The sequence below is a fragment of the Streptomyces sp. NPDC038213 genome (assembly GCF_055600495.1).
The window spans coordinates 38,582-64,488 of sequence record NZ_JBVJYM010000034.1 but is presented as its reverse complement, the minus strand read 5'-3'; the positions used below and the strand labels follow the sequence as shown (position 1 = coordinate 64,488).

The 25,907-nt window shown below is 73.8% G+C and carries 25 protein-coding genes and 1 riboswitch; of the genes, 19 read left to right on the top strand and 6 right to left on the bottom strand.

The annotated features are described in order from the left end of the window. Positions 1–2 precede the first annotated feature (2 nt). Complete coding sequence (locus ACZ7JZ_RS31230) at positions 3–1,235, bottom strand: MFS transporter (protein WP_470945300.1); 1,233 nt, start codon at positions 1,233–1,235, stop codon at positions 3–5. Positions 1,236–1,340: 105 nt separating this feature from the next. Between ACZ7JZ_RS31230 and ACZ7JZ_RS31225 the strand changes: the two genes are divergently transcribed. After that, positions 1,341–2,471: an ROK family transcriptional regulator gene (locus ACZ7JZ_RS31225; protein ID WP_470945356.1), complete on the top strand. Its 1,131-nt coding sequence runs from the start codon at positions 1,341–1,343 to the stop codon at positions 2,469–2,471. Positions 2,472–2,621: 150 nt separating this feature from the next. Here ACZ7JZ_RS31225 and ACZ7JZ_RS31220 read toward each other — a convergent pair whose 3' ends face one another. Further along, positions 2,622–5,060, bottom strand: a complete 2,439-nt coding sequence (locus ACZ7JZ_RS31220; protein ID WP_470945298.1) for a chitinase C-terminal domain-containing protein — start codon at positions 5,058–5,060, stop codon at positions 2,622–2,624. Positions 5,061–5,330: 270 nt separating this feature from the next. Then, positions 5,331–5,461: riboswitch (FMN riboswitch) on the top strand. Positions 5,462–5,617: 156 nt separating this feature from the next. On the opposite strand from ACZ7JZ_RS31220, the gene ribD reads away from it, so the two are divergent. From ribD to ACZ7JZ_RS31170, 10 genes are all read left to right on the top strand, one after another. Then, a complete protein-coding gene (gene ribD, locus ACZ7JZ_RS31215) occupies positions 5,618–6,718 on the top strand; it encodes a bifunctional diaminohydroxyphosphoribosylaminopyrimidine deaminase/5-amino-6-(5-phosphoribosylamino)uracil reductase RibD (protein ID WP_470945296.1) in 1,101 nt (366 codons plus the stop codon). Further along, a complete protein-coding gene (locus ACZ7JZ_RS31210; RefSeq protein WP_470945293.1) occupies positions 6,719–7,378 on the top strand; it encodes a riboflavin synthase in 660 nt (219 codons plus the stop codon). Further along, entirely contained in the window at positions 7,375–8,031 is a 657-nt protein-coding gene (gene pnuC, locus ACZ7JZ_RS31205) for a nicotinamide riboside transporter PnuC (protein ID WP_470945292.1), read from the top strand. The genes ACZ7JZ_RS31210 and pnuC overlap by 4 nt, the downstream gene beginning before the upstream one ends. Next, the gene (locus tag ACZ7JZ_RS31200) at positions 8,028–9,326 is read left to right on the top strand and encodes a bifunctional 3,4-dihydroxy-2-butanone-4-phosphate synthase/GTP cyclohydrolase II (protein WP_470945290.1); all 1,299 of its coding nucleotides are present in this window, start codon (positions 8,028–8,030) and stop codon (positions 9,324–9,326) included. The genes pnuC and ACZ7JZ_RS31200 overlap by 4 nt, the downstream gene beginning before the upstream one ends. 71 nt (positions 9,327–9,397) lie before the next feature. After that, complete coding sequence (gene ribH / locus ACZ7JZ_RS31195) at positions 9,398–9,883, top strand: 6,7-dimethyl-8-ribityllumazine synthase (protein WP_470945286.1); 486 nt, start codon at positions 9,398–9,400, stop codon at positions 9,881–9,883. Between the two features lie 35 nt (positions 9,884–9,918). Next, positions 9,919–10,191, top strand: a complete 273-nt coding sequence (locus tag ACZ7JZ_RS31190) for a phosphoribosyl-ATP diphosphatase (RefSeq protein WP_030199108.1) — start codon at positions 9,919–9,921, stop codon at positions 10,189–10,191. A gap of 119 nt (positions 10,192–10,310) precedes the next feature. Beyond that, positions 10,311–11,159, top strand: coding sequence for an ATP phosphoribosyltransferase (gene hisG, locus ACZ7JZ_RS31185; protein WP_470945283.1), 849 nt, complete (start codon positions 10,311–10,313; stop codon positions 11,157–11,159). A gap of 44 nt (positions 11,160–11,203) precedes the next feature. Then, complete coding sequence (locus tag ACZ7JZ_RS31180; RefSeq protein ID WP_470945281.1) at positions 11,204–11,668, top strand: PH domain-containing protein; 465 nt, start codon at positions 11,204–11,206, stop codon at positions 11,666–11,668. Positions 11,669–11,847: 179 nt separating this feature from the next. Then, positions 11,848–13,203 carry a hemolysin family protein gene (locus ACZ7JZ_RS31175; RefSeq protein ID WP_470945279.1) on the top strand — a complete coding sequence of 452 codons (1,356 nt, stop codon included), beginning with the start codon at positions 11,848–11,850 and terminating at the stop codon, positions 13,201–13,203. Further along, positions 13,200–14,294, top strand: a complete 1,095-nt coding sequence (locus tag ACZ7JZ_RS31170; protein WP_470945277.1) for a hemolysin family protein — start codon at positions 13,200–13,202, stop codon at positions 14,292–14,294. The genes ACZ7JZ_RS31175 and ACZ7JZ_RS31170 overlap by 4 nt, the downstream gene beginning before the upstream one ends. A 46-nt stretch (positions 14,295–14,340) precedes the next feature. Here ACZ7JZ_RS31170 and ACZ7JZ_RS31165 read toward each other — a convergent pair whose 3' ends face one another. Continuing rightward, positions 14,341–16,296, bottom strand: coding sequence for an AAA family ATPase (locus tag ACZ7JZ_RS31165; RefSeq protein WP_470945353.1), 1,956 nt, complete (start codon positions 16,294–16,296; stop codon positions 14,341–14,343). Positions 16,297–16,637: 341 nt separating this feature from the next. After that, a complete protein-coding gene (locus ACZ7JZ_RS31160) occupies positions 16,638–17,246 on the bottom strand; it encodes a uridine kinase family protein (RefSeq protein ID WP_470945351.1) in 609 nt (202 codons plus the stop codon). A 237-nt stretch (positions 17,247–17,483) separates the two neighbouring features. Between ACZ7JZ_RS31160 and ACZ7JZ_RS31155 the strand changes: the two genes are divergently transcribed. The 5 genes from ACZ7JZ_RS31155 (at position 17,484) to ACZ7JZ_RS31135 (ending at position 21,815) form a co-directional block, all read left to right on the top strand. After that, positions 17,484–18,896, top strand: coding sequence for a C39 family peptidase (locus ACZ7JZ_RS31155; RefSeq protein WP_470945275.1), 1,413 nt, complete (start codon positions 17,484–17,486; stop codon positions 18,894–18,896). Positions 18,897–18,992: 96 nt separating this feature from the next. Continuing rightward, on the top strand, positions 18,993–19,412 hold the full coding sequence (locus ACZ7JZ_RS31150; protein WP_470945274.1) for an SPW repeat protein: 420 nt from the start codon (positions 18,993–18,995) through the stop codon (positions 19,410–19,412). A gap of 143 nt (positions 19,413–19,555) precedes the next feature. Continuing rightward, positions 19,556–19,723 (top strand): SCO1431 family membrane protein, encoded by a 168-nt coding sequence (locus tag ACZ7JZ_RS31145; RefSeq protein WP_470945272.1) that lies wholly within the window; start codon positions 19,556–19,558, stop codon positions 19,721–19,723. Between the two features lie 83 nt (positions 19,724–19,806). Further along, complete coding sequence (locus tag ACZ7JZ_RS31140) at positions 19,807–20,454, top strand: TetR/AcrR family transcriptional regulator (protein WP_470945271.1); 648 nt, start codon at positions 19,807–19,809, stop codon at positions 20,452–20,454. Between the two features lie 188 nt (positions 20,455–20,642). Continuing rightward, positions 20,643–21,815, top strand: a complete 1,173-nt coding sequence (locus ACZ7JZ_RS31135; protein WP_470945269.1) for an acyl-CoA dehydrogenase family protein — start codon at positions 20,643–20,645, stop codon at positions 21,813–21,815. A gap of 49 nt (positions 21,816–21,864) precedes the next feature. Here ACZ7JZ_RS31135 and ACZ7JZ_RS31130 read toward each other — a convergent pair whose 3' ends face one another. Then, positions 21,865–22,077, bottom strand: coding sequence for a hypothetical protein (locus ACZ7JZ_RS31130; protein ID WP_470945267.1), 213 nt, complete (start codon positions 22,075–22,077; stop codon positions 21,865–21,867). Positions 22,078–22,264: 187 nt separating this feature from the next. Between ACZ7JZ_RS31130 and ACZ7JZ_RS31125 the strand changes: the two genes are divergently transcribed. Together ACZ7JZ_RS31125 and ACZ7JZ_RS31120 are read left to right on the top strand one after the other, a co-directional pair. Next, positions 22,265–23,398, top strand: a complete 1,134-nt coding sequence (locus tag ACZ7JZ_RS31125; protein WP_470945266.1) for an Rv3169 family protein — start codon at positions 22,265–22,267, stop codon at positions 23,396–23,398. A gap of 107 nt (positions 23,399–23,505) precedes the next feature. Further along, the gene (locus ACZ7JZ_RS31120; RefSeq protein WP_470945265.1) at positions 23,506–24,597 is read left to right on the top strand and encodes a phosphotransferase family protein; all 1,092 of its coding nucleotides are present in this window, start codon (positions 23,506–23,508) and stop codon (positions 24,595–24,597) included. Positions 24,598–24,644: 47 nt separating this feature from the next. Here the strand turns inward: ACZ7JZ_RS31120 and ACZ7JZ_RS31115 are convergent, their stop codons facing one another. Further along, a complete protein-coding gene (locus tag ACZ7JZ_RS31115) occupies positions 24,645–25,097 on the bottom strand; it encodes a hypothetical protein (RefSeq protein ID WP_470945263.1) in 453 nt (150 codons plus the stop codon). A gap of 214 nt (positions 25,098–25,311) precedes the next feature. On the opposite strand from ACZ7JZ_RS31115, the gene ACZ7JZ_RS31110 reads away from it, so the two are divergent. Continuing rightward, on the top strand, positions 25,312–25,752 hold the full coding sequence (locus ACZ7JZ_RS31110; protein ID WP_470945349.1) for an Lrp/AsnC family transcriptional regulator: 441 nt from the start codon (positions 25,312–25,314) through the stop codon (positions 25,750–25,752). The last annotated feature ends 155 nt before the right edge of the window (positions 25,753–25,907 follow it).

Below are 25,907 nucleotides of genomic sequence, written 5' to 3'. Positions count from 1 at the left end.
TCCTACGGCCGTATTCCTGCGCTTTCGTCCTGTTCGGCGGCCTCGGGACCTGCGGCTCGTCCGGCCCGTCCCGTCCGGCCCTTCGGGCGCAGGACCCCCGCCCCGACTGCCAGTCCGCAGGCCAGCAGGGTCACCAGTCCGAAGGAGGCGACCAGCGAGGTCGCGTCGGCGACCGCGCCGATGGCCGAGGGGGCGATGAGGCCCGAGGTGTACGTGATCGTGGCGACGCCCGCGATGGCCTGCGCCGGGGCGGGCCCGCTGCGCGCGGCGGCCGCGAAGGCCAGCGGGACCACCACCGCGATGCCGAGGCCGATCAGCGCGAAGCCGGTGAGGGCGGCGGCCGGGTGGCGGACCCCGACCACGAGCAGGCCGCCCGCGGTGGCGAGGATGCCGCCGGTGCGCACCGTGCGCACCGCCCCGTAGCGGTCCACGACCCGGTCGCCCGCGAGCCTGGCCACGGCCATGGTGAGCGCGAAGGCGGTGGTGGAGGCGGCGGCGAGACCCGCGTCGGCGTCGAGGACGTCGCGCAGGTAGACCCCGGACCAGTCGAGGCTGGCGCCCTCGGCGAAGACCGCGCAGAAGCCGACCGCGCCGATCAGCAGGGCCGAGCGCGGGGGCAGGGCGAAGTGCGGGGGCGGCTCCTCGCCGGGGGAGCTGCGCAGGTCGAGGACCCCGCGGCAGGCGGCGAGCCCGAGCGCGGTGAGGACCAGGGCGGCGGCCAGGTGGTGGAGGCGGGCGTCCGTCCCGGCATGGGCGGCCGCTGTGCCGGCCGCCGCGCCGAGCAGGGCGCCGACGCTCCACATGCCGTGCAGGGAGGACATGATCGAGCGGCCGAGCCGGTTCTCGGTCTCGACCCCGAGGGCGTTCATCGCCACGTCCGACATGCCGGCCGTGGCGCCGTACACGAACAGGGCGAGGCAGAGGGCGGGCAGGCCGGGGGCCAGGCTCGGCAGGGTCAGCGACAGGGTCCACAGGGCGAGCAGCCCGGTCAGGGCGGTACGGGCCCCGAACCGGTGGTTGATCCGGCCCGCGAGCGGCATCGACAGGGCCGCGCCGACGGCGGGGAAGGCCAGCGCCAGCCCGAGGGCGCCCGCGCTGAGCGCGGCGTTCTCCTGGATCCAGGGGATGCGCGTGGCGAAGCTTCCGGTCACGGCGCCGTGGACGCAGAAGACGGCGGCGATGGCGGCGCGGGCGCGGCGCAGCCGGCGCGGGTCGAGGTCGGTGTCCCCAGTCATGGCCGTAAACTATCAGGGAGCCTGCCTGATAGATAAGCCCCGGCGGCGGTCCGTTGTCCGGTGGCCCCGCCGCCGCGAACCGATAGGTTCTGGAGTGTGCGTTCGATGTCTCCCGCCTCCCCCAGCACGGCCCGCGCGATCAACGACCGGCTCGCGCTGCGCCTCCTCCAGCAGGAGGGCCCCCTGACGGCGGCCCAGCTGAAGACCATGACCGGGCTGTCGCGGCCCTCCGTCGCCGACCTGGTCGAGCGGCTGGCCGGCTCGGGCCTGATCGAGGTGGTGGGGGAGTCCGGCGAGCAGCGGCGCGGCCCCAACGCCCGCGTGTACGGGATCGTGGCCCGCCGGGCCCACCTCGCGGCCCTCGACGTCCGCACCGACAGCGTCACCGCCGTGGTCACCGACCTGCTCGGGCACCCGCTGGCCCGGGCCGAACTGCCCGTGGCCGCGCCTGAGGAGGCGGTCTCGCTGCTCGTGCGCACCGCGCGCGAGGCGGGCGCGCAGGAGCTGCACACCGTGGTGATCGGGGCCCCGGGCCTGGTGGCCCCGGCCACCGGCGAACTGCGCGATACGGCCAAGCTGCCCGCCTGGCACCGGGAGCTCGTCGCCCTGCTGGACCGCCGGCTGCCCGCGACCGTACGGGTCGAGAACGAGACCAACCTGGCCGCTGTCGCCGAGCAGAGCCTGGGCGCCGCGCGCGGCACCGACTCCTTCGTGCTGCTGTGGCTGGGCGACGGGGTGGGTGCCGCCGTGGTCCTGGACGGGAAGCTGCGGCGCGGCGCCTCCGGGGGCGCGGGCGAGATCGGCTTCCTGCCCGTACCCGGCACCGGGCGGCTGCCCACCGCCACCGGCTGCGAGGGCGGGTTCCACGCCCTGGCCGGGCGGGCGGCCGTCACGGCCCTGGCCGCGGAGCACGGGTTCGCCGGGACGGCCGAGGAGGCCGTGGCCGGGGCCGCGGGCGGGGCGTTCCTGGACGCGCTGGCCGAGCGGCTGGCCGTGGGCGCGGCCGCGGTGGCCGCCGTACTGGACCCGGGCTGCGTGGTCCTCGGCGGGGAGCTGGGCCTGGCGGGCGGTGCGGCCCTCGCCGCCCGGGTCGCGGACCGGCTGCTCACCCTCACCCCCGTCCCCACCGAGGTCCGCGCCACCGCCCTCGGCGGGGCCGCGGTGCTGGAGGGCGGCCGGCTGCTGGCCCGCGAGGGGGCGCAGGACGCGCTGTTCGGGCCGGGGGAGCGGCGCTGAGGGGTGTGCCGGATGCGCGGCAGCCGCCGCGGGCCCGGTAGGCGGGCCCGCGGCGGCTGCGGCTGCGGCGGCCCCGGACGCGGGAGGACCCGGTGGCCGCCGGGCCACCGGGTCCTCCTCTCTCTGTGACGTGTGCTCACCCCCGTGGGATCAGCAGGCGCCCAGGTCCTTCCAGACACCCCACTGGCCGGTGGTGCCGGGTGCCTCGTTCTGCGTCCACCACTGGGCCTTCCAGTTGCGGCCCTGGTGGGAGACGGTCGTGCCGCCGGTGTAGACCGTGCCGTGGACGTACGGCGGGTTGGTGCAGGTGCCGCCCGTGGTGCTGCCGGTCGTGCCGCCCGTGGTGCCGCCCGTGGTGCCCCCGGTGGTGGTGCCGCCATCGGTGCCGCCGGTCGTGCCGCCCGTGGTCGTGCCGCCGGTCGTGCTGCCCGTCGTACCGCCGGTGGTGCCGCCCGTCGTGCCGCCCGTGCCGGGCTGCACCAGGGTGGTGCCGCGGGCCAGGTCGCCGGCCAGGGCGTAGGTGGTGCCGGAGATGTTCACCGTCCAGTTGGTGGGGGTGGACACCGGCAGGTAGTAGTTGAACGCCAGGTCGATGGTGGCGCCCGGGGCCAGCGACTGCCAGGCCGGGAGCTTCAGCGAGACGCGGTGGAAGTTGCCCTTCAGGCCGCCCACGTTGTTGCCCGTGTGGTCGCTGCTGATCACCTTGGTGTTGAAGCCCGACTGGTCCGAGGCGTTGCCGGGGGCCGAGGTCGAGTAGTCGAACTGGAACTCGGTGCCGCCGGGCAGCGCCGTGTTCGTGTTGTTGGTGATCTTGACCTTCGGGGTCAGCGGGTAGTTGGAGTCGCCCAGCTTGAACTCGGTGAACTCCGTCTTGATGTCCACGGCCTGCGTGGGCAGCGCGGTCCCGCCCGCCTTGGTCGCCCCGTACGGGCTCGCGGCCTTGAACTTCTGGTACATCACGTCGGTGAGCGTGTCGCCCATCTCGTACTGGCCCTTGGCGGCGTTGTACGAGTAGTCGCCGGCGAGCTCCCAGACCATGGTGCCGCCGATGCCCCGGTTGACCACGTAGTCGGCCTTGGCGGCCACGGACTGCTCGTCCTCGGTGGAGAGGAAGACCTTCTTCTGCGCGTTCCACAGCCACGGCGCGACCAGGGTCGAGTCGTACTTGCGGGCGTAGGTGCCGGTCAGGGTGGTGTTCGCCGGGAAGCCGTACTTGGTGACGTAGTCGCCGACCACGCCCTTCTCGAGGTTCTTGGCGTGCCACATCGGGTTGGAGCCCGCCGGGGACTCGACCCCGTTGTCGTCCTTGTCGTGCCACAGGTTGTCGATGCCGACCGCGCCGTCACCGCACTTGGTCAGCCCCGCGCCGGCCGGGCAGGTGGTGGTGGACGCCTTGCCCCACAGGCCGTCGGTGCCGCCCTGGACGTTCTTGAAGCCGCGGGTGTAGTACGGCAGGCCGATGTTGATCCGGCCGGCGGGCATGGAGCCGCGGAAGTAGTGGTACGCCCAGTCGGTGTTGAGGTAGCCGATGCCGCCGTACTGCTGGGAGCCGTAGACCCCGGCCGCGGCGAGCTCCGCGTCCTTGCCGTCGTCGAACAGGGAGGCGTTCGGGCCGACGTACTCGTTCCAGGCGCCGTGCAGGTCGTAGGACATGATGTTGACGTAGTCCAGGTACTTCTGCATCTGGTACGTCTCCATACCGCGCAGCAGGTACCCGGAGGAGGGGGCGGCCACGGTCAGCAGGTAGTGCTTGCCGTCGGCGGCGCCCGCGGTGTCGAGCTTCTCGCGGAGGGTCTTCATGAGGGCGTCGTAGCCCTTGACCAGCCCGGCGCGGCGGGCGTTGGAGATCGTGAAGTCCAGCGGGTTGCCCGCGTCCTTCATGCTGGTGGCGTACTCGTAGTCGATGTCGACGCCGTTGAACCCGTACTTCTTGACGAAGGCGACGGCGGAGTCCGCGAAGGTGTTGATGCCTGCCTGGTTGACCGAGCCGTCCGCGTTGGTGGCCATCGTGTAGAAGCCGCCGGAGTTGACGCGGGTGCCGTTCTCGGCGAAGTAGCCGCCGGTCTCCGCCCAGCCGCCGACCGAGACCAGGGTCTTCACGTTCGGGTACTGCTTCTTGTACTTGTTCAGCAGGTTGAAGTGGCCCTGGTAGGGGAACGCCGGGTCCATCTCGGCGCCCGCCACGCCCGGCCAGGTCATCCCGGTGGAGGCGTTGTTGGGGCCGTCCGGGCCCACGGACAGCTTGTTGCTGCCGTCCACGTGGGCGAAGGCGTAGTTCAGGTGGGTGACCTTGCCCCACGGGATGTTGTTCACCAGGTAGGCGGGCTGGCCGTTCTTGCCGGTGCGCCAGTTGGTGAAGTAGCCGATGACGCGGCGCTGGTGGTCGGCGCCCATCTTCTCGCGGCCCTCGCTGTCGTAGACAGAGCAGTAGGGCACGTCGACGCCGGGCGTCTTGTAGAGGCCGTCAGGTCGACAGGACTCGTTGTCTGCGGCGTGCGAGACGCCTGCGGAGAGCGAGCTGAACAGCAGGCCGGCGACTGCGGCTCCGGCTGCCATCAGCGTGGCTCTCGTGCGCGTGGGGGACAGCACGATCGTGGCTCCTGGGGAAGGGAGGTTGGCAGGACACAACGAACTGATAGGTGGCGCGAATTGGGCCCGCGGTGTGCGCACATCCGACGGGCTGTCTCCCGGAAGTTGAAGCAGAGATTAAGAGGACTAGACCACGCCGTCAATAGGTCTGGACCAACGGGGGAACGGCTGCTTCGAACCTGCCTGAATGCGTCCGATTGTGATCCAGGCCACATTCGTTCACCCGCATGGGCGCCGATCGGCCGTGGCACACTGACCCTGTACCAGTAGCAGCGCACTCCGGGGTCGGTGCAATTCCGAACCGGCGGTTACAGTCCGCGACCCGTCCGCAGCCAGCGGCCGGTTGACCAGGTGAAATTCCTGGACCGACGGTTAAAGTCCGGATGGGAGGCAGTGCGCGGCGGGCCAGTCACGGGTACGCCGCCCCAGGCGGCTCACCGGCGTTTTCCAGCCGCGGGAGCCTGTCCTTCCGGCTTCGGCGTACCCCCGTGCGTCCCGCTCTTCTGTCGTATCCCGACAGGCCCCGGAGTCCGTGCCCGATGAGGCAGGAGGACCCGGTGGCCGAAAACGCCGATGCAGACGCCATGCGGCGAGCCGTCGTGCTCGCGGCCCGCGCCCTCGGCTCCACCAGCCCGAACCCCGTCGTCGGCTGCGTGGTCACCGCCGCCGACGGCACGATCGCGGGCGAGGGCTACCACCAGCGGGCCGGCGGCCCGCACGCCGAGGTCCACGCCCTGCGCGCGGCCGGCGACCGGGCCCGCGGCGGCACCGCCTACGTCACCCTCGAACCCTGCAACCACACCGGACGCACCGGTCCCTGCGCCCAGGCCCTCATCGAGGCGGGCATCGCCCGCGTGCACTACGCCGTCCCCGACCCCGGAGCCGAGGCCGGCGGCGGCGCCGCCACCCTGCGCGCCGCGGGCGTCGAGGTCACGGAGGGACTCCTCGCCGCGGAGGCCGCCGAGGGCAACGCCGCCTGGCTCACCTCCGTACGCCTGGGCCGCCCGTACGTCCTGTGGAAGTACGCCGCCACCCTCGACGGGCGCATCGCCGCCGCCGACTCCACCAGCCGCTGGATCAGCTCGGCCGCCTCGCGCGCCGACGTCCACCGGCTGCGCGCCGAGGCCGACGCCGTGCTCGTCGGCTCCGGCACCCTGCACGCCGACGACCCGCACCTCGCCGTCCGCGGCCTGCCCGCGGGCCGCGGGGCCACCCAGCCGCTGCGCGTCGTCCTCGACACCCGCGCCACCGTCCGGCCCACCGCCCGGGTCCTCGACGACGCGGCCCCCACGCTGCTGGCCGTCGGGGAGGACGCCGACACGGCCCACCTCCCCGGGGTCGACACGGTCCGGCTGCCGGCCGGCCCGCACGGCCTCTCCGTGGACGCCCTGCTGCGCGAGCTGTACGCGCGCGGCGTCCGCTCCGTACTCCTCGAAGGCGGCCCGGCTCTCGCCGGGTCCTTCGTCGCCGCGGGCGCAGTCGACAAGGTCGTCGGCTACCTCGCACCCGTCCTGCTCGGCGCGGGCCCCGCGGCCCTCGCCGACGCCGGCATCGCCACGATCGCCGACGCGCTGCGGCTCGACATCACCGAGACCGTCCGCATCGGCCCCGATCTGCGCATCACCGCCGTTCCCGCCACCGCCCCCAAGGAGCACTGAGTGTTCACCGGAATCGTCGAAGAACTGGGCGAGGTCACCGCCGTCGAGGAGCTCGCGGACGCCTCCCGCTTCCGGCTGCGCGGCCCCGTCGTCACCGAGGGCGCCAAGCACGGCGACTCGATCGCCGTCAACGGCGTCTGCCTGACGGTGGTGGAGACCTCGGACGGCGAGTTCACCGCCGACGTGATGGCCGAGACCCTCAAGCGCTCCAGCCTCGGCGCCCTCGGCGTCGGCTCCCGCGTCAACCTGGAGCGCCCCATGGCCCTCGGCGGCCGCCTCGGCGGCCACCTGGTCCAGGGCCACGTGGACGGCACCGGCACCATCCTGGACCGCACCCCCTCCGAGCACTGGGAGATCGTCAAGATCGGCCTCCCGGCGGAGCTGGCCCGGTACGTGGTCGAGAAGGGCTCCATCACCGTCGACGGCGTCAGCCTCACGGTGGTCGAGGCGGCCGCCGGCCACTTCACCGTCAGCCTCATCCCCACCACCCTCGCCCTGACCACCCTCGGCCACAAGCAGGCCGGGGACCCGGTCAACCTGGAGGTCGACGTCCTCGCGAAGTACGTCGAGCGCCTCCTCGCCGCCGGAGTGGACCCCCTGCACGCCCGCACCACCGAGGACGGGCAGACCGCCCGCCCCACCGAGGAGAACCCGGCATGAGCCCCCTGACCTGGCTGAACTCCGAGGCCTTCACGGTCTTCGACCAGCAGATCAAATGGGCCGACATGATCGGCAACACCGCCGGCCTGATCGCCCTGGCCCTCGGCTGGCGCCGCTCCGTATGGACCTGGCCCATCCAGCTCCTCTCCGGCGCGGTCCTCTTCGCCGCCTTCGCCGCCGGACACCTCTCCGGCAGCGCCGGCAAACAGGTCGTCGTCGTCCTCGTGGCCTCCTGGGGCTGGTACCAGTGGACCCGCGGCCGACAGCAGGCCCAGGACGGCTCCCTCGCCGTCCGCTTCGCCACCTGGCGCGAGCGCGCGGCCCTGGCCGGAGCGGCCGCCCTCGGCACCCTCGCCGTCGGCGGGCTCTTCACCGCCTTCCCGGCCCTGTCCTGGGACCCCTGGCCCGACGCCTACGTGTTCGTCGGCACCATCGTCGCCATGTACGCCCAGGCCAGGGGCATGGTCGAGTTCTGGTTCGCGTGGCTGCTCGTCGACCTGGTCGGCGTCCCCCTCGCCTTCGCGAACGGCTACGCCTTCTCCGGCCTCGTCTACGTCGTCTACGGCGCGCTCGTCCTGTGGGGCGCGTACGACTGGTACCAGCGCTCCCGCACCAACCCCACCACCCCGGCTCTCGAAGGAGCGGCGGCATGACCCTCAAGCCCGTTCAGGCGCTCACCGACCTCCCCGAGAACTTCCGCCTCGACCCGGTCGAGCAGGCCATCCGGGACATCGCGGCCGGCCGCCCCGTGGTCGTCGTCGACGACGAGGACCGGGAGAACGAGGGCGACCTCGTCATCGCCGCCGAGATGGCCACCCCCGAGATCATCGCCTTCATGATGAGCGAGTGCCGCGGCCTGATCTGCGCCCCCATGGAGGGGGACGAGCTCGACCGGCTCGAACTGCCCCAGATGGTCGTCCGCAACACCGAGTCGATGCAGACCGCCTTCACCGTCTCCGTGGACGCGGGCCCCGCACACGGGGTCACCACCGGCATCTCCGCCGCCGACCGCGCCACCACCCTGCGGCTCCTGGCCTGCGGCACCACCGGAGCCGACGACTTCGTCCGCCCCGGCCACATCTTCCCGCTGCGCGCCAAGCCCGGCGGCGTACTCGCCCGCCCCGGCCACACCGAGGCCGCCGTCGACCTCGCCCGGCTCGCCGGACTGCGGCCCGCCGGCGCCATCGTCGAGATCGCCGGAGAGGACGGGGTCATGCTCCGGCTGCCCGAGCTGATCCCCTTCGCCCGCAAGCACGGACTGACGATCATCTCCATCGAGGACCTGATCGCCTTCCGCCGCAGCGCCGAGCCCACCGTCCGCCGCGAGGCCGAGGTCAGCCTCCCGACCTCCTTCGGCGCCTTCACGGCGTACGGCTACCGCTCCACCGTCGACGGGGTCGAGCACGTCGCCCTGGTCCACGGCGAGATCGCCGGCGGCGAGGACGTCCTGGTCCGGATGCACTCCGAATGCCTGACCGGCGACATCTTCCACTCGCTGCGCTGCGACTGCGGCCCCCAGCTGCACGCCTCCATGGCCCGCATCCAGGCCGAGGGCCGCGGGGTCGTGGTCTACCTGCGCGGCCACGAGGGCCGCGGCATCGGCCTGCTGTCCAAGCTCCGCGCCTACGAGCTCCAGGAGCGCGGCCGCGACACCCTCGACGCGAACCTCGAACTCGGACTGCCCGCCGACGCCCGCGACTACGGGGCCGGCGCCCAGATGCTCGCCGACCTCGGCGTCCGCTCCGTGCGGCTGCTCACCAACAACCCCGAGAAGGCCGACGCCCTCGTGCGCGGCGGGGTCCGCGTCAACCAGCGCGAGCCCATGCCCGTCGAGGCCGGCGAGCACAACCTGCGCTACCTGCGCACCAAGCGGGACCGGATGGGCCACGACCTGCCCTGGCTGGACGCGGCCGCGGCCTCGGTCGTCTCCGCCTGCGGCAACCAGTAGCCGCACCCGGCACGACCCGCCACCCCACCACCCACCACCCACCACCCCAGAACCAAGCACCGAGGAGAACCGTGAGCGGCAAGGGCGCACCCGAACTGAGCGTACGCAACTGCGGAGACCTGCGGGTCGCCGTGATCGCGGCGCAGTGGCACGAGAAGGTCATGGACGGACTCGTGGACGGCGCGCTGCGCGCCCTCCACGAGCTCGGCATCGACGAGCCCACCCTGCTGCGGGTGCCGGGCAGCTTCGAGCTCCCCGTCGTCGCGAAGGTGCTCGCCGAGCGCGGCTACGATGCCGTGGTGGCCCTCGGCGTGGTGATCCGCGGCGGAACCCCGCACTTCGACTACGTGTGCCAGGGCGTCACCCAGGGTCTCGTCAAGGTGTCCGTCGACACCGGCGTCCCGATCGGCTTCGGTGTGCTCACCTGCGACACCGACGAGCAGGCCCTCGACCGGGCCGGCCTCGAGGGCTCGAACGAGGACAAGGGGCACGAAGCGGTCACCGCCGCCGTCGCCACCGCCATGACCCTGCGGACCGTCAGCGAACCCTGGCGCTGAGTGGCCGGGGCGCACCCCGTATTCTGAGGACCATCATGGCCAACAAGACTTTCGAAGAGCTCTTCGCCGAGCTGCAGCACAAGGCGGCCACCGGCGACCCCAGCACCTCCCGTACCGCGGAACTGGTCGGCAAGGGCGTCCATGCCATCGGCAAGAAGGTCGTCGAGGAGGCCGCCGAGGTCTGGATGGCCGCCGAGTACGAGGGCAAGGAGGCGGCTGCCGAGGAGATCTCGCAGCTGCTGTACCACGTACAGGTGATGATGGTCGCGCGCGGGATCTCCCTCGACGAGGTCTACAAGCACCTCTGACGGGCCGCCCGGCGGCACCGCCGCCGGGCCCCGCACCTCCCGGCACCAGCCCGCACCACCCCCGTACCACCCACGCTCCGCACAGCACTCACGTACCGCGAACAAAGGAAACCGTCCCCATGCTGCGCATCGCCGTCCCCAACAAGGGTTCCCTCTCCGGACCTGCGTCGGCAATGCTCCATGAGGCCGGCTACCGCCAGCGCAAGGAGTCCAAGGAACTCGTGGTCATCGACCCCGAGAACGAGGTGGAGTTCTTCTACCTCCGGCCCAAGGACATCGCGATCTACGTGGCCTCCGGCAAGCTCGACATCGGCATCACCGGCCGCGACCTGCTGCTGGACTCCGGCGCGAACGCGGAGGAGATCCTCCCGCTGAACTTCGCCCGCTCCACCTTCCGCTACGCCACCCGCCCCGGCACCGCCCGCGGCCCGGAGGACTTCGGCGGCATGACGATCGCCACCTCGTACGAGGGCATCGTCGCCAAGCACCTCGCCGAGCAGGGCGTCGACGCCTCCGTCGTCCACCTCGACGGCGCCGTCGAGACCGCGATCCAGCTGGGCGTCGCCCAGATCATCGCCGACGTGGTCGAGACCGGCACGAGCCTGCGCAACGCCGGACTGGAGGTCATCGGCGAGCCGATCCTGCAGTCCGAGGCCATCGTGGTCCGCCAGACCGGCGCCGGAGTCGAGGACCCGCGGATCCAGACCTTCCTGCGCCGCCTCCAGGGCGTCCTGGTCGCCCGCAGCTACGTGATGATGGACTACGACTGCCGCGCCGAGCACCTGGAGCGCGCCGTGGCCCTCACCCCCGGCCTCGAATCGCCGACGGTCTCCCCCCTGCACAACGAGGGCTGGGTCGCCGTCCGCGCCATGGTCCCCGCCAAGGAGGCCCAGCGGATCATGGACGACCTGTACGAGCTCGGCGCCCGCGCGATCCTCACCACCTCGATCCACGCCTGCCGGCTCTGACCCGCACCCCCTCACACGGCAACCCCGCAAAGGCACCGCACACCATGGCCGAGTCCGCCGCCCCCGCAGCCCCGCCCGCCCTGCCGGTCACCTTCCGGCCCACCCGGACCCGGGTGATCCTGCTGGGCGTCGGCTCGGCCATGTTCGCGACCATCACCGTGGTCGCCCTGATGCTGGAGCGCCTGAGCACCGGCGAGAAGATCAGCTTCATCTTCACCGCCGGACTGCTCAGCTCCGTCCTCGTCCTGCTCAGCCGCCCCAAGGTGGTCGCCGACGAGGCCGGGGTGACCGTGGTCAACCTGACCACCACCCGCCGCCTGGAATGGGCGCAGATCCTCCGCGTCAACCTCCGCCCCGGCGACCCCTGGGTGTTCCTCGACCTCAACGACGGCACCAGCCTGCCCGCCCTGGGCATCCAGCCAGGAGTGGCCCGCGCCCAGGCCATCGGCGACGCGCGCGCCCTGCGCGCCCTCGCCGAAACCCGCGGTACGGGCTCCGCCGCCGCTTGAGCCCCCGTTGCGGGCCCGACCGCAATGACTACCCTGGTGCCGGGGCGCAGCCGTGCGCCCCGCCGCCGGCTCCGGCCCCCCGGCAGCCGCGGCCCCCTGCCACCAGAGGAGTGACTCCCTCCAGCGATGGACGGATCGTCCGGTAGTACCCGCGCCGCCACCTCCCGCGAGGCGGCGGCATGACCATCCCGCTACTCCTGCTCGGGGCGGCCTTCGCCCTGATCCTGGCCAACGGATTCTTCGTGGCCGCCGAGTTCGGCCTCGTCACCGTCGAGCGGCAGGACGCCGAGCGCGCCGCCGCCGAGGGCGACCGCCGCGCCCGCACGGTCGTCAAGGCCCTGCGGGAGCTGTCCTTCCAGCTCTCCGGCACCCAGCTCGGCATCACCCTCACCTCCCTCGTGGTCGGCATGCTCGCGGAACCCGCCCTCGCCGGGCTGCTCGCCGGCCCGCTCACCGCCACCGGACTCCCGCACGGGGCCGTCTCCGGGGTCTCCGTGGCCGTCGGCATGCTGCTGGCCTCCGCCGTGCAGATGGTGGTCGGCGAACTGGTGCCGAAGAACTGGGCGGTCTCCCGGCCGCTCCAGGTCGCCCGCTTCGTGGCCGGCCCGCAGCACGCCTTCTCCCGCCTCTTCCGACCGGTCATCTCCGGGCTCAACTCCGTCGCGAACCGCCTGGTACGGGCCTTCGGCGTGGAGCCCGCCGAGGAGCTGGCCTCCGCCCGCACCCCCGGCGAACTGGTCTCCCTGGTCCGCCACTCGGCCCGCGCGGGCGCCCTCGAACAGGACACGGCCGACCTGTTCGTCCGCACCCTCTCACTGGGCGGGCTCACCGCCCAGCACGTGATGACCCCCCGGGTCCGCGTCAGCGCCCTCCAGGCCGGGGCCACCGCCGCCGACGTGCTCAACCTGACCCGGGCCACCGGCCTGTCCCGGTTCCCCGTCTACCGCGAGCGCATCGACGAGGTGGTCGGGGTGGTCCACCTCAAGGACGCCCTGGCCGTGCCGGAGCAGGAGCGGGCGCGCACCCGGGCCGGGCTGATCTCCGTACCCGCCCTGCTCGTCCCGCAGACCCTGCCCGTGCAGCGGCTGCTGGAGCGGCTGCGCAAGGAGCAGCCGATGGCCGTGGTCGTCGACGAGTACGGCGGCACCGCCGGGGTGGTCACCCTGGAGGACATCGTCGAGGAGCTCGTCGGGGAGGTCCGCGACGAGCACGACCTCGCCGGGGAGGAGACCCCCGAACTGGCCGCCGCGCCCGCCGAGGACGGGCGGCCCGCCTGGGACGCCGACGGCTCCTGCCGGGTGCACACCCTGCGCCGGATAGGACTGGAGGTCCCCGAGGGGCCGTACGAGACCGTGGCCGGGCTGGTCGCGGACCTCCTCGGCCGGATCCCCGCCCCCGGCGACCGGGCCGAACTGCCCGGCTGGAAGCTCTCCGTCCGCCGGGTCGGCCGCTTCCGGGCCGAGCGGGTCCGGCTGGTGCGCACCGTGCCCGCCGCGGCCGAGCCGCGGATCGCGGAGGCGGTGGGCGGCCGGTGAACGCCCTGCACCTGGTCTTCGCCCTGCTGCTGGTGCTGGCGAACGGCTTCTTCGTCGGTGCGGAGTTCGCCCTGGTCTCCGTGCGGCGCAGCCAGATCGAGCCGCTGGCCGCCGCCTCCAAGCGGGCCCGGCAGGTGCTGTACGGACTGGAGAACCTGCCCCGGATGATGGCGGCGGCCCAGTTCGGCATCACCCTGTGCTCGCTGACCCTCGGAGCGGTCGCCGAGCCCACCGTGGCCCGGCTGCTGGAGCCCGTCTTCCTCGCGGTGCACGTGCCGCAGGCGCTCGTCCACCCCCTCGGGTACGCGGCCGCCCTGGCCGCCGTGGTCTTCCTGCACCTGGTGATCGGGGAGATGCTCCCCAAGAACCTCGCCATGGCGGACCCCGGGCGCACCGCCCTGCGGCTGGCCCCCGGGCTGGTCGGCTTCGCCCGGCTCTGCGGGCCCGTCACCGCCGCGCTGGGCGCCTGCGCCCGCCTGGTGCTGCGGGCCTTCCGCGTGGAGCCGAAGGACGAGGTCGAGGCGGCCTACACGAGCGCCCAGCTCGGCCGGCTGGTCGAGGACTCCCGGCAGGCCGGACTGCTGGCGGCGGTGGAGCAGGAGCGGCTGGAGGACGCGCTGGAGCTGGGCAGCCGCCCGGTGACGGACGTGCTCCTCGACCGGGCCCAGCTGGTCACGGTCGGACCGTCCGCCACCCCGCGGCAGATCGAGGCGCTGACCGTGCGCACCGGCTACTCGCGCTTCCCGGTCCGCGCGGACGGCGCGGGCGGGGCCTTCCTGGGCTACCTGCACGTCAAGGACGTGCTCGACCTGGAGGAGCGGGAGCGGGCGGTGCCGCAGCAGGTCTGGCACCGGATGCCCGTGCTCGGCGCCACCCTGCCCCTGGACGACGCGCTGGGCGTGATGCGGCGCGAGGCCACCCATCTGGCGCAGGTCGCCGATGCGGCCGGCCGGGTGCTGGGGCTGGTGGCCCTGGAGGACGTGCTCGAAATGCTGGTCGGCGAGGTGCGGGACCCGGCGCACCGGCTGCGGGAGGTCCTGCCCGCCCCCGCGCCGGGGGCGGCGGTCCCGGGGGCGGCGGTGTTCGGGTAGGTCCCCGCGGATCCTCCCGGGCCCCGCGGCCCCCGGGACCGCGCCGTCACAACGGCGGGGGCTCGGGGCGCCCGCGGTCCTGGGGGCCGCGGCCCGAGAGGACCTCTCCGTAGGCCTGCATCAGGTCGGGCAGGCGCAGGGTGGCCAGGTCCTCGCGGCCCGGGGTGCCCGGGTAGCCGGTCAGCCGCAGGTCGCGGTAGGCGCAGCTCTTCTCGTACAGGGTGCGCAGGAAGCGGCCGTTGCCCAGTTCGTCGATCCAGCCCTGCTCGACCACGTGCGCGCTGATGCTGCCGAGCTCCTCGGCGGCCTCCGCGTCCCACTGGTCGCCGTTGGCGGCGGCCAGCACCCCGCCGATCGCGGTGAGTTCGGACGGCCGGTAGCTCGGGAAGTCCACGCGGGTGGTGAAGCGGGAGGACAGCCCGGGGTTGGTGGCGAGCAGCCGGTCCATGCCCGCCGGATAGCCCGCGAGGATCACCACGAGCTGGTCGCGGTTGTCCTCGGCCCGCTTCAGCAGCACCTGGAGGGCCTCGTCCCCGTACGCGTCGCCCTTGCTGTAGCCGGAGTTGGAGAGGCTGTACGCCTCGTCCACGAACAGCACCCCGCCGATGGCGGAGTCGATGAGCTCGTTGGCCTTCACGGCGGTCTGGCCCAGGAACTCGCCGACCAGGTCGGCCCGTTGGGCCTCGACCAGGTGGTCGCCGCCCAGCAGCCCCAGCGCGTAGAAGACCCGGCCCAGGATCCGGGCCACGGTCGTCTTGCCCGTACCGGAGGGGCCGGAGAAGACGAAGTGCCGCTTGGGCGGCTGGACGGGCAGCCCCTGGCCGGCCCGCAGCCGCGCCATGTGGAGCTGCGCGGACAGGGCCTTGACCTGCCGCTTGACCGGCGCCAGCCCCACCATCTGCTCCAGCTCGGCCAGGGCCTCGGCGAGCAGTTCGGGGTCCGAGGGCCCGGCCGGCAGGTCCGGCGGCCCGGACTGCGGGGGTACGGAGGGCTTGCGCCGGGGCCGGTCGGGCGGCAGCGGCGGTCCGGGCGGGCCCGGTACGCCGGACAGCGGGGCCGGCACCGGCCCGAACCGCGGCTCGCGGCCGTCGGGGGAGTCGGAGCCCGGCAGCGGTTCCGCATCGGGCTGGCCCTCCGCGGCGTCCTGCCCGGTGCCGCCGCCGACCACCGCCGCCGCGTAGTCCCCGGCGCCGGCGGCGTACCCCAGCCCGTCCAGCCCGTGCGTGCCGTCGAGCCCGTCGCCCTCGGCGATGGCGGTGAGGCGGGCCGCGGTGTCCATGAAGGCCGGGTCCACCCGGTGCACGGCGCGGTACAGGGGGAGGGCGGCGGCGCTGCGGCCGGTGCCCTCGTGGGCGCGGGCCAGCCAGTAGCGCAGCTCCTTGCGCTGGGGCTGCTCGCTGCGGCAGCGCATCAGGGCCGTCGAGAGCACCGGTTCGGCCTGCCCGTACATCTCCAGGCGGACCCGGGCCATCCCGCCGAAGAGCCCGGACTCGATGCCCAGCAGCGGATCGTCGACGAGCGGCTCGGTGTGCCGCACCAGCTGGTCCCAGTCCTTGACGAGGTACGCGCGGCAGGCGTGCAGGAAGCGGACCTGCGGATCCGCGTCCACCGGAGGCAGCCCGGCGAGGGCCTGGTCGAGCTCCGGGACGTGCCGGCCGTCCAGCCAGTGCGAGGCGTGCGCGAGCAGCAGGTCGCGCCGGCTCTCCAGCACGGGCTGCACCCACCAGCCCAGCCAGTACCAGGAGTTGAGGGTGCGCCGGTGGCGGGCCCGCTGCTCGCCGAAGCGGTCGTGGTGGGCGTACATGCGCAGCAGCGCGTTGGTGGTGTCCACCCGCAGGGCGTGCAGCCCCAGCCAGGCGTCGGCCATCGCCGGATCACAGCGGACGGCGGTCCGGAACTCCTCCTCGGCCTGCGGGTAGGCGCCCATCATGTACGCGTCCACCCCGCGCAGCCAGGCGAGTTCGGCCGGGGCGTAGCTGCCGCCCTGCGTGCCGAAGTCCATCGCATCCCCCAACCTCCGCGTCATGGACGGGAGTTGTGCAGACCGCTCCGCCGGAATCAGTTTCGCATCGTACCTGCGGCGAAGACGCCGACGTAGGGCGCGGCGGACACTCGGGGGAGCGGGCGGCCGGGGGGTGACCGTGACTCAGGGTGAACGAGGGGCCGGAGGGGTGCGGCCGACGGGGGTCGTACGGGGCAGAGCGAAGCCCCCGGTCACGGGGGAACGACCGGGGGCTTCGGGGAGGTGAGGCCCGCTGGGCCGCACATTCAGAACGTAAGGCTGCCGCGGCGCCCCGGTCAAGCGGGATCGGGGGGCTGCCGGAGGGCAGTTTTGAGCGTGGATCAAACCGGGGGCAGTTCGTCGCTCTGGGTGACGAAACGGGGTGCCCCGGCCGTCGCATCCGCCCCCGAAGTCCACTCGTATCCCGTACCGCTCTGGCGCACCAGGGTGTCGGCGAAGGGGCGCGAAGGATCACTCGCGAAGTGATCGAGCTCCGCGCGCTCCCACCCGTCCCAGAAATCCGCCTGCGCGCTCCCGTCCCGGGCCCGCCCGCGCCCCCACGACTCGGCGCGCGGGGTGTCCATCCACAGGAGCCGCGCCAGGTACGGGCGCAGCTCCCGGCGCCCGGTGCCGACCCCCTCGATCAGGAGCAGCGGTACGGGCTCCTGCACCCGCTCCGGGCCGAAGCCGCGGGCGGTCCAGTCGTACGGCCGCCAGTGCGCGGCCCGGCCGGCGGCCAGCGGCTCCAGCACCTGCCGCCGGAACCGCCCGGTCCAGCCGAACAGCTCCCCGTGCGTGGCCACGTCGTCCAGGTGCAGGACGGGGGCCCCGCCGAGGGCCTGCGCCAGCCGCGCGGCGAAGGTGCTCTTGCCCGACCCCGCGTGCCCGTCCACCGCGACCAGCCGCACCGGGCCGCAGGAGGGGGGCGCGGCGGCGAGCGACGCGGCCAGCGGGCCGAGCGGGCCGGGCGCCTCCGCGCGGCCGGCCGCCGCAGGCGGGGCGGCGGAGACGGAGGAGCACGGCTCCGAAGAGGCGGCGGGGGCGGCGGGGGAGGCGGCGTCCGGGTCCGGGAGGGGCACCCGACCAGCGTACTTCCGCGGGACACGAGCCCTGTGCCTGGCCGCCGCCGCTCCGCTCCTGCGAAGGTGGCGGGACAGCCGTCCGGACCACCCTGGGGGTTCCCGCCGATGACCGCTTCCGCACCGCGCCGGGCCGTACTGGCCGCGGCCCTCGCCCTGGCCGCGGCCGCCGCGGGCCCCGGCCCGGCCGGGGCCGCCCCCCGCACCCGCGGCTCCGCCCCGCTGCCCGCGCCCGGCGGAGCCCCCGCGCCCGCCCCCGGCGGCGCAGCCCCGGCCCGCACCGTCTCCAACCGCTTCTGGCACACCGCCGCCCACTGGCGCGCGGGGTCCCACGAGGGGACGGCCGTCACGACCGCCCCCCGCCCCGCCCTGCGCATCGGCGCCACCTCGGGCGACACGGAGTACGCCGACTCGCACACCGGCCGCACCACGCCGTGGCACTACGCCCGCTGGACCTCCCCGGTCCACCGCTCCGGGGTCCCCGCCACCGAGGTCGTCGCGTCCTGGAACGCCCACACCCCGCCCGGCACCTGGATCCAGACCGAGGTCCGCGCCACCTACACCGACGGCACCCTCAGCCCCTGGTACGTCATGGCCCGCTGGGCCTCGGGCGAGGCCGACATCCGGCGGACCTCCGTCGACGGCCAGGGCGACGGCCGCAGCCGGGTGTGGACCGACACCCTCGCCGTGGACGGGGCCCCCGCCGCCGAGGGGCTGCGCATCACGCACTGGCAGCTGCGCCTGACCCTGTACCGCAGGCCCGGCACCCGCCTGACCCCGCTCGTCCACCTCGCGGGCGCGATGGCCTCCGACGTGCCGGCCCGTCACACCGTGCCCGCGACCGCTCCCGGACCCGGCCGCGAGCTCGCCGTACCGCGGTACTCGCAGGAGATCCACAAGGGCCGGTACCCGGAGTACGACAACGGCGGCGAGGCCTGGTGCAGCCCCACCTCCTCGCAGATGACCGTCGAGTACTGGGGCCGCCGGCCCAGCCGGGCCGAGCTGGCCTGGGTGGACCCGGCCTACGACGACCCGCAGGTGTGCCACGCCGCCCGGCAGACCTACGACCACCAGTACAAGGGCTGCGGGAACTGGTCCTTCAACGCCGCCTACGCCGCCACGTACCCCGACCTGGCGGCCGTGGTGACGCGGCTGTGCTCCCTCACCGACGCCGAGGCCCTCGTCGCCGCCGGGATCCCGGTGATCACCTCGCAGTCCTTCCGGCAGGAGGAGCTGACCGGGGCGGGCTACGGCACCGCCGGGCACCTGATGGCCGTCGTCGGCTTCACCCCCGCCGGGGACGTGGTCGCCAACGACCCGAACTCCGCCACCGACGCGGCCGTCCGCCGCGTCTACCGCCGCCGCGAGTTCGAGAACGTCTGGCTGCGGACCCTGCGGTACGACGCCGCCGGCAAGACCCTCTCCGGCTCGGGCGGGATCTGCTACCTGTACGTGCCCGCCCGGCCGGACCCGGCGCAGCTGCGGGCGCTCGCGGCGGCGGGGGTGCTCGGGGCCGACTGAGAAATCCGCGCCCGCAGCCCGTTGACCAGGCCGCCCCGACAAGCGTTACATAGGGGATAAAGGGCAGATAAATGCTTCGGTAGGAGGCGGCCCGCCATGTCCATCCATCCGACCATTGAGCACCACCCCGACCTCGCCGAGATGCGCTCCCGGTTCGAGGCGGCGACCATCACCCCCCGGGCCCAGGGCATCGAGACCCTGGCCCTGCTCACGGGCGTGTTCCTGGCGGCCTCGCCGTGGATCGTCGGGTTCAGCGACCTGACCGCCCTGGCCGTCTGCAACCTCGTCACCGGAGCCGCGTACTGCCTGTTCATGGGCGGCACGGGCTCCGCGTACGAGCGCACCCACGCCATGGCGTGGGCCGCCATCGCGATCGGCGCGTGGACCATCGTGTCCCCGTGGGTGATCGCGGGCGACGTGTCCACCACGCGCAGCGTGTGGACCAACGTGGTCACCGGCGCGGTCGCCCTGCTGCTCGGCCTGGCGATGTCCACCGCCGACCGGCGAAGGACCTGACCGCCCCGTGCCGGACGGCGCCCGCCGGGAGGACCCCCGGCGGGCGCCGGAGTGACCAAGCTCTCTACCGCGGGGGCGGCCGGTGCTGGCACATTGGACGGACCGGGGGGACGTCCACTGCCAGACGACCGATGCGAGCCACCATGACCAGCAGCACCGCAGCCCCCACCGCCACCGGCGACCGTGTCCGCGCCCGCAGGCGCGAGCGCACCGGCGGACCCGACGGGACCCCGAAGTGGCTGGAGCACGTGCTCGGCTGGACCCTCGTCGTCGTACTCGCCATGTTCGTCACCCAGACCGGCCTGATGTAGCCGCCGGCCCGTACGGGAAGTCCGGCCCGGACCCCTCTGCCATACTGCGGGGCATCCTGTGGCAGTTCGAGGTCTGAGGCCGGATGAACAGTAGTCAGCACCAGCGCGGTGCGTCGGAGCGGTCCCGGAACCGGAGGGCCGAGCTCATATCCATCGGCCGCCGCCTGTTCGCGGACACGGCGTACGACGCGCTCTCCATGGACGACATCGCCCGGCAGGCCGGGGTCGCCAAGGGGCTCGTCTACTACTACTTCAAGAGCAAACGCGGCTACTACCTCGCCATCGTCGAGGACTCCGTCTCCGGACTCGTCGCCTGCGCCGGCGCCGGAGCCGGGCTGACCCGCGCCGAGCACCTGCGCCGCACCGTGGACGGCTACCTCCGCTACGCCCGCGAGCACCAGGCCGCGTACCGCACGATCGCCACCGGCGGCGTGGGCTCCGACGCGGAGGTGCTCGCCATCCGCGACTCCGTGCGCGAGGAGCTCGTACGGGCCGTCGCGGAGGGCGCGTACGGCCGCGGGAGCATCCCCCCGCTCGCCCGGCTCGCCCTCCTCGGGTGGCTCGGCGGGGTGGAGGACATCACCCTGGAGTGGATCGCACAGGACCCCGAGCGGGCGCCCGGCCGCGAGGAGCTGACCGGGATGCTCGTGCGCCTGCTGAGGGCCACTCTCGACGTGGTCGGGGAATTCGTTCCGGAATGTCCAGCTCCACCCGTGCCGGCGGCCCTCTGAAGGGCAGTTGGCGATCTTGAACCCGTGACGGAACAGCCGTCATCGGGCATACTCGGCCCCGCCGCAGCCGCAGGTCAGCCGCTTTCGTGATCCGAAGGGGCAGCATCGGCTGCACGAGCACCCACTCCGGCGGCGCGCACACCCGGCGCGCTCCGCCGCACTGCCCCACGAGGGAGGAGAGCGCCGCCATGACCGACCGTGCCCCGCAGCCGGTGGACCGACAGCTGCCCACCGAGGAGTCCAGGGACCTCCTCGCACTCGTACGCGAGATCGCCGAGCGGGAGATCCGTCCGCACGCCGCCGCGCAGGAGGAGGCGGGGGAGTTCCCCCGCGAGCTGTTCGCCCTGCTGTCCGAGTCCGGCCTGCTGGGCCTGCCGTACGCCTCGGAGCACGGCGGCGGCGACCAGCCGTACGAGGTCTACCTCCAGGTCCTGGAGGAGCTGGCCGCGGCGCGGCTGACCGTGGGCCTCGGGGTGAGCGTGCACTCGCTGGCCTGCCACGGGCTGGCCGGCTTCGGCACCAAGGAGCAGCAGGCGGAGTTCCTGCCCGCCATGCTCGGCGGCGGCCTCCTCGGCGCGTACTGCCTCTCCGAGCCCTCCTCGGGCTCCGACGCGGCCTCCCTCGCCACCAAGGCGGTCCGCGACGGCGACGACTGGGTGCTGACCGGCACCAAGGCCTGGATCACCCACGGCGGCGTCGCCGACTTCTACACCGTCCTGGCCCGCAGCGGCGGCGAGGGCCCCCGCGGGATCACGGCCTTCCTGGTGCCCGGTGACGCGCCCGGCCTGAGCGCTGCCGCCCCCGAGAAGAAGATGGGCATGAAGGGCTCGCCCACCGCCCAGATCCACTTCGACGGGGTCCGCGTCTCCGACCGCCGCCGGCTCGGCGAGGAGGGGCAGGGCTTCACCCTGGCCCTGTCGGCCCTGGACTCCGGGCGGCTCGGGATCGCCGCCTGCGCGATCGGCGTGGCCCAGGCGGCCCTGGACGAGGCGCTCGCGTACGCGGCGGACCGCCGGCAGTTCGGCCGTCCGATCTCCGACTTCCAGGGGCTGCGGTTCATGCTCGCGGACATGGCCACGAAGATCGAGGCGGGCCGCGCGCTCTACCTCGCGGCCGCGCGGCTGCGCGACGCGGGCAGGCCCTTCTCGCGGCAGGCCGCCATGGCCAAGCTCTTCTGCACCGACGCGGCGATGGGCGTCACGACGGACGCGGTGCAGGTCCTGGGCGGCTACGGCTACACCGCGGACTTCCCAGCCGAGCGCCTGATGCGCGAGGCGAAGGTGCTCCAGATCGTCGAGGGCACCAACCAGATCCAGCGCATGGTCATCGCCCGGCACCTCGCGGGCCCCGAGACGCGCTGAGGCCGCCCGCGCCGGTCCGCAGGGACCGGTCCGGGATCCGGGCGGCGGCTCAGTACAGCCCGCCGCCCGGCCATACGGGCGTGCTGGTGAGCCGCGCCCACTCCGGGTCGCGCCGGCCCGGCAGGGTGCGGCCGTCCGAGGCCCAGCGGTCCAGCAGGGCCCGGTAGATCGGCGGGTCCGCGGGCAGCCGCTGAACCGATTCTTCGAAGCCGCTGGGCACGGGCCTGCGGCGACGCCCGACGGGGGTGTCCATCATGGTCATGTCTGGGCCAACGCGCCCGCGCCGGTGCGGGTAATCGGCCCCGGGGGTCGGGGATGAGTTCGAGGTGTCCCCGGCCTGCCCGGCCGTCCGCCTTTTCACGCCGCCTGGTGACACGAGTATGGTCCCGTAGCCGGTTTCTGACGTACCGTCATTTCCGCTCGGGCCATCCCTGCCCAGGAGGTGCGTCATGCCCGCGGACCGTCCCGTCGCCCTGGACGAGTACCCGATCCACCAGGTGCCCCTGTCGATGAAGCACGTCGCCACCGGCGACCGCAACGCCTACGACCGCTGCATCTTCCACGTCTTCGACCACGAGGGCCGGGCCCTGCTCATCCTCGGCCTCGGGGTCTACCCCAACACCGGGGTCGTCGACGCCTACGCCACCCTGCGCCTGGGTGATGAACTCCTCGCCGTACGCGCCTCCGACGCCCTCGGCGAGGACCGCACGGACCTGTCCGTCGGCCCCCTGCGGATCACCGTCGACACCCCGCTGCGCAGGCTCACCCTGCACTGCGACCCCGACCCCGGGGACCCCGGCGGCCTCTCGTACGACCTCACCTGGACCGCGGCCTTCCCCGCCGTCTGGGAGCCCCACCACGTCCAGCGCCGCGGCGACCGGCTCATGCTGGAGGGCCGCCGCTTCGTCCAGGCCGGCGCGGTCACCGGCACCATCAGGGCCGGGGGGCGCGAGATCCGGCTCGCCGAGGGGGAGTGGACCGGCACCCGCGACCGCAGCTGGGGCGTGCGCCCGCTGCCCGGGGAGGAGGGCGGCCGGGCCGCCGAGGAGCAGCGGCCCGAGGGCTTCCACTGGCTCTGGATACCCGTCCGCTTCGAGGACCGGTTCGTCATGGTCATCGTGCAGGAGGACGCCGACGGCCACCGCATCCTGAACGAGGCCCTCCTGGTCCACCCCGAGGCCGCCGGCCGCCCCGACCGGCAGCTCGGCTGGCCCCAGACCGACATCCGCTACCGCTCCGGCACCCGCCACCCCGAGAGCGCCGTCGTCCACCTCACCGACCAGGCCCGCAAACCCCTGGAGATGGGCGTCGAGATCCTCGCCTCCTCCCCGCTCGCGATCGGCGCCGGCTACCCGCCCGCCCCCGACTGGCAGCACGGCAGCTGGCGGGGCCGCGGCTGGACCGACCGGCGCGTCTACGACCTCTCCGACCCGGCCGCCCACCCCCTGGCCGCCTACGGGGTCACCGACCACTCCGCCCGCTTCACCCTCGACGGGCGCACCGGCTACGGGATCTTCGAACACGGCAGCTTCGGCCGCCACGACCCGAGCGGCTTCAGCGGCTACGAGTCCACGGCGCCGTAGGCGGTCTGCTCCGGGACGGCCCCGAGCTGCCCCCGAGCGGTCCTGAACGGTCTTCCGGATCCCGCCCGGCCCGGCGGCCGGCACCCCCGCAGCGGACAGGAGCACCCATGGCAACGGCACCACGTCCCCGCACGTCCACCCGCGAGCCCGAGGAGCTCGGCCGCAGGCTCGCCGCCTGGCTGGGCCGCAGCCTCCCCGGGGCCCGGGTCACCGGGATCTCCGTACCCGGCTCCAACGGGATGTCCAGCGAGACCCTGCTCTTCGACATCGAACACCCCGGCACGCCCCTGCGCGCCTGCGCCCTGCGGCTGGCCGCCGACCCGGCCGCGTACACCGTCTTCCCCTCGTACGACATGCCCCGCCAGCACCGGGTCATGAGCCTGGTGGCCGAGCACACCGACCTGCCCGTCCCCCGGGTGCAGTGGCTGGAAACCGACCCCGAGCCGCTGGGTTCGCCCTTCTTCGTCATGGAGCGGGCCGAGGGCCGGGTCCCGCCCGACGTCATGCCCTACACGTACGAGGGCAACTGGCTGCACGCGGCCACCGACGCCGAGCGCGCCCACCTGGAGGAGCAGAGCGTCTCGCTCCTCGCCCGGCTGCACGACCAGTTCCCCGCCGAGCAGGCGCAGTTCCTGCTGCCGGAGGGGGAGGGCAGCCCGCTGCGCCGGCACGTGGAGTCCCAACGGGCCTACTACGACTGGGTGGTGAGGGGGCTGTCCCGGTCCCCGCTGATCGAGCGGGCCTTCGACCGGCTGGAGGAGCTCTGGCCCGCGGACGAGGGGCCCGCGGTCCTCAACTGGGGCGACGCGCGCATCGGGAACGTGGTCTACGACGGGTTCGACCCGGTCGCCGTACTCGACTGGGAGATGGCCGCGTTCGCCCCGCGCGAGGTGGACCTGGGCTGGACCGTCTACCTCCACCGCTTCTTCCAGGACCTGACGGTCGGATTCGGCCAGCCGGGACTGCCGGACTTCCTGTCGCGCGCCAACGTGGAGCGCCGGTACGCCGAACTCACCGGGCACGTCCCGCGCGACATGGAGTTCCACACGCTGTACGCGGCGCTGCGGCACGCCGTCGTGATGCTGCGGATCGCCTACCGGCAGGCATACTTCGGGGAGGTGGAGGTGCCCGCCGACCCCGACGGGCTGATCCTGCACCACGCCAGCCTGGCCGCCATGGTGCAGGGCACCTACTGGTAGGCGGGCCGGGAGCCGCGGGGCGCCCGGCGCGCCGGAGGGGGCCTGCCTCAGGCGGCCTTGGCGTGCTGGCGCTGCCCCAGCACGGGCTGCACCAGGCGCACCGGGTGCGAGCCGGGGCCGCCCACGTGCGAGAACGGCTGCGTCCGCCAGTCCAGGCCCTGAGGGAGTGTCAGGAGTGCGAAGGCGTCGGCCTCCCGGCCCTCCTCGGGGCCGTCCTCCTCGTCCCAGGCCCCGTCGGCGGCGGACGCCGGGCGCCCGGTGCCGGGGCAGACCGTGAGCCCGAAGGGGTTCCACGGGGTCAGGCAGAGCGCGTGCTCCGGGAGGAACTCCTCGTCCGCGACCAGCGCGATGGACTGGCCGCAGTCGGGGCACAGGGCGTGGTGGACCTCGAAGGACTCCGCGGACCAGAGGCCGTCCGCGTCGGGGCCGTCCTCCTCGGCGGAGTCGGCGAGATCGAGGGGTTCCGGCTCGGTGCGGCCGGCGCGCATGGTGTTCGGCATGGATGTACTCCCCCTTGGGTGGGCCGGGCTGGCCTGTTCGGCCCCGGCCACAGCAAGCACTTCCCGTCGCGCGGCACGAGTAACCACAACACCCCGGTGTACGCCCACTTACCGTTGTGGCCTTCGTCACATGCCCGGTGCAGGTGCCCCTCCGGGGCCGCCGGCGCTGTGCCTGGAGTGCCCCGGGGCCATAGGTTTGGCCGCTATGAGTGCAATGGAGGAACTGGACCGCCAGATCGTGGACCTGCTCGTCAAGGACGGGCGGATGAGCTACACAGATCTGGGCAAGGCCACCGGACTGTCCACGTCGGCGGTCCACCAGCGCGTACGCCGGCTCGAACAGCGCGGTGTCATCCGGGGTTACGCGGCGGTCGTCGACCCCGAGGCCGTCGGCCTGCCGCTGACGGCGTTCATCTCGGTCAAGCCCTTCGACCCGAGCGCGCCCGACGACATCGCCGAGCGGCTCTCCGGGGTGCCCGAGATCGAGGCCTGCCACAGCGTCGCGGGCGACGAGAACTACATCCTCAAGGTCCGCGTGGCCACCCCCCTCGAACTGGAGGACCTCCTGGGCCGCCTGCGCGCCCTCGCCCACGTCGCCACCCGCACCACGGTCGTCCTCTCCACCCCGTACGAATCCCGCCCACCCCGCATCTGACCGAACCACCCCCACTCCACCGGCCACCCCACCCCGTCCTCGCTCCACCGGCTTGCCTCGATGCCGACCGACCCACCCAGCCCCACCCAGGCGACCCCAGCCCCACCAGGACGACCCACCGTCCAACCTGAGCCACCCAAGCCCCACCCCCGGGC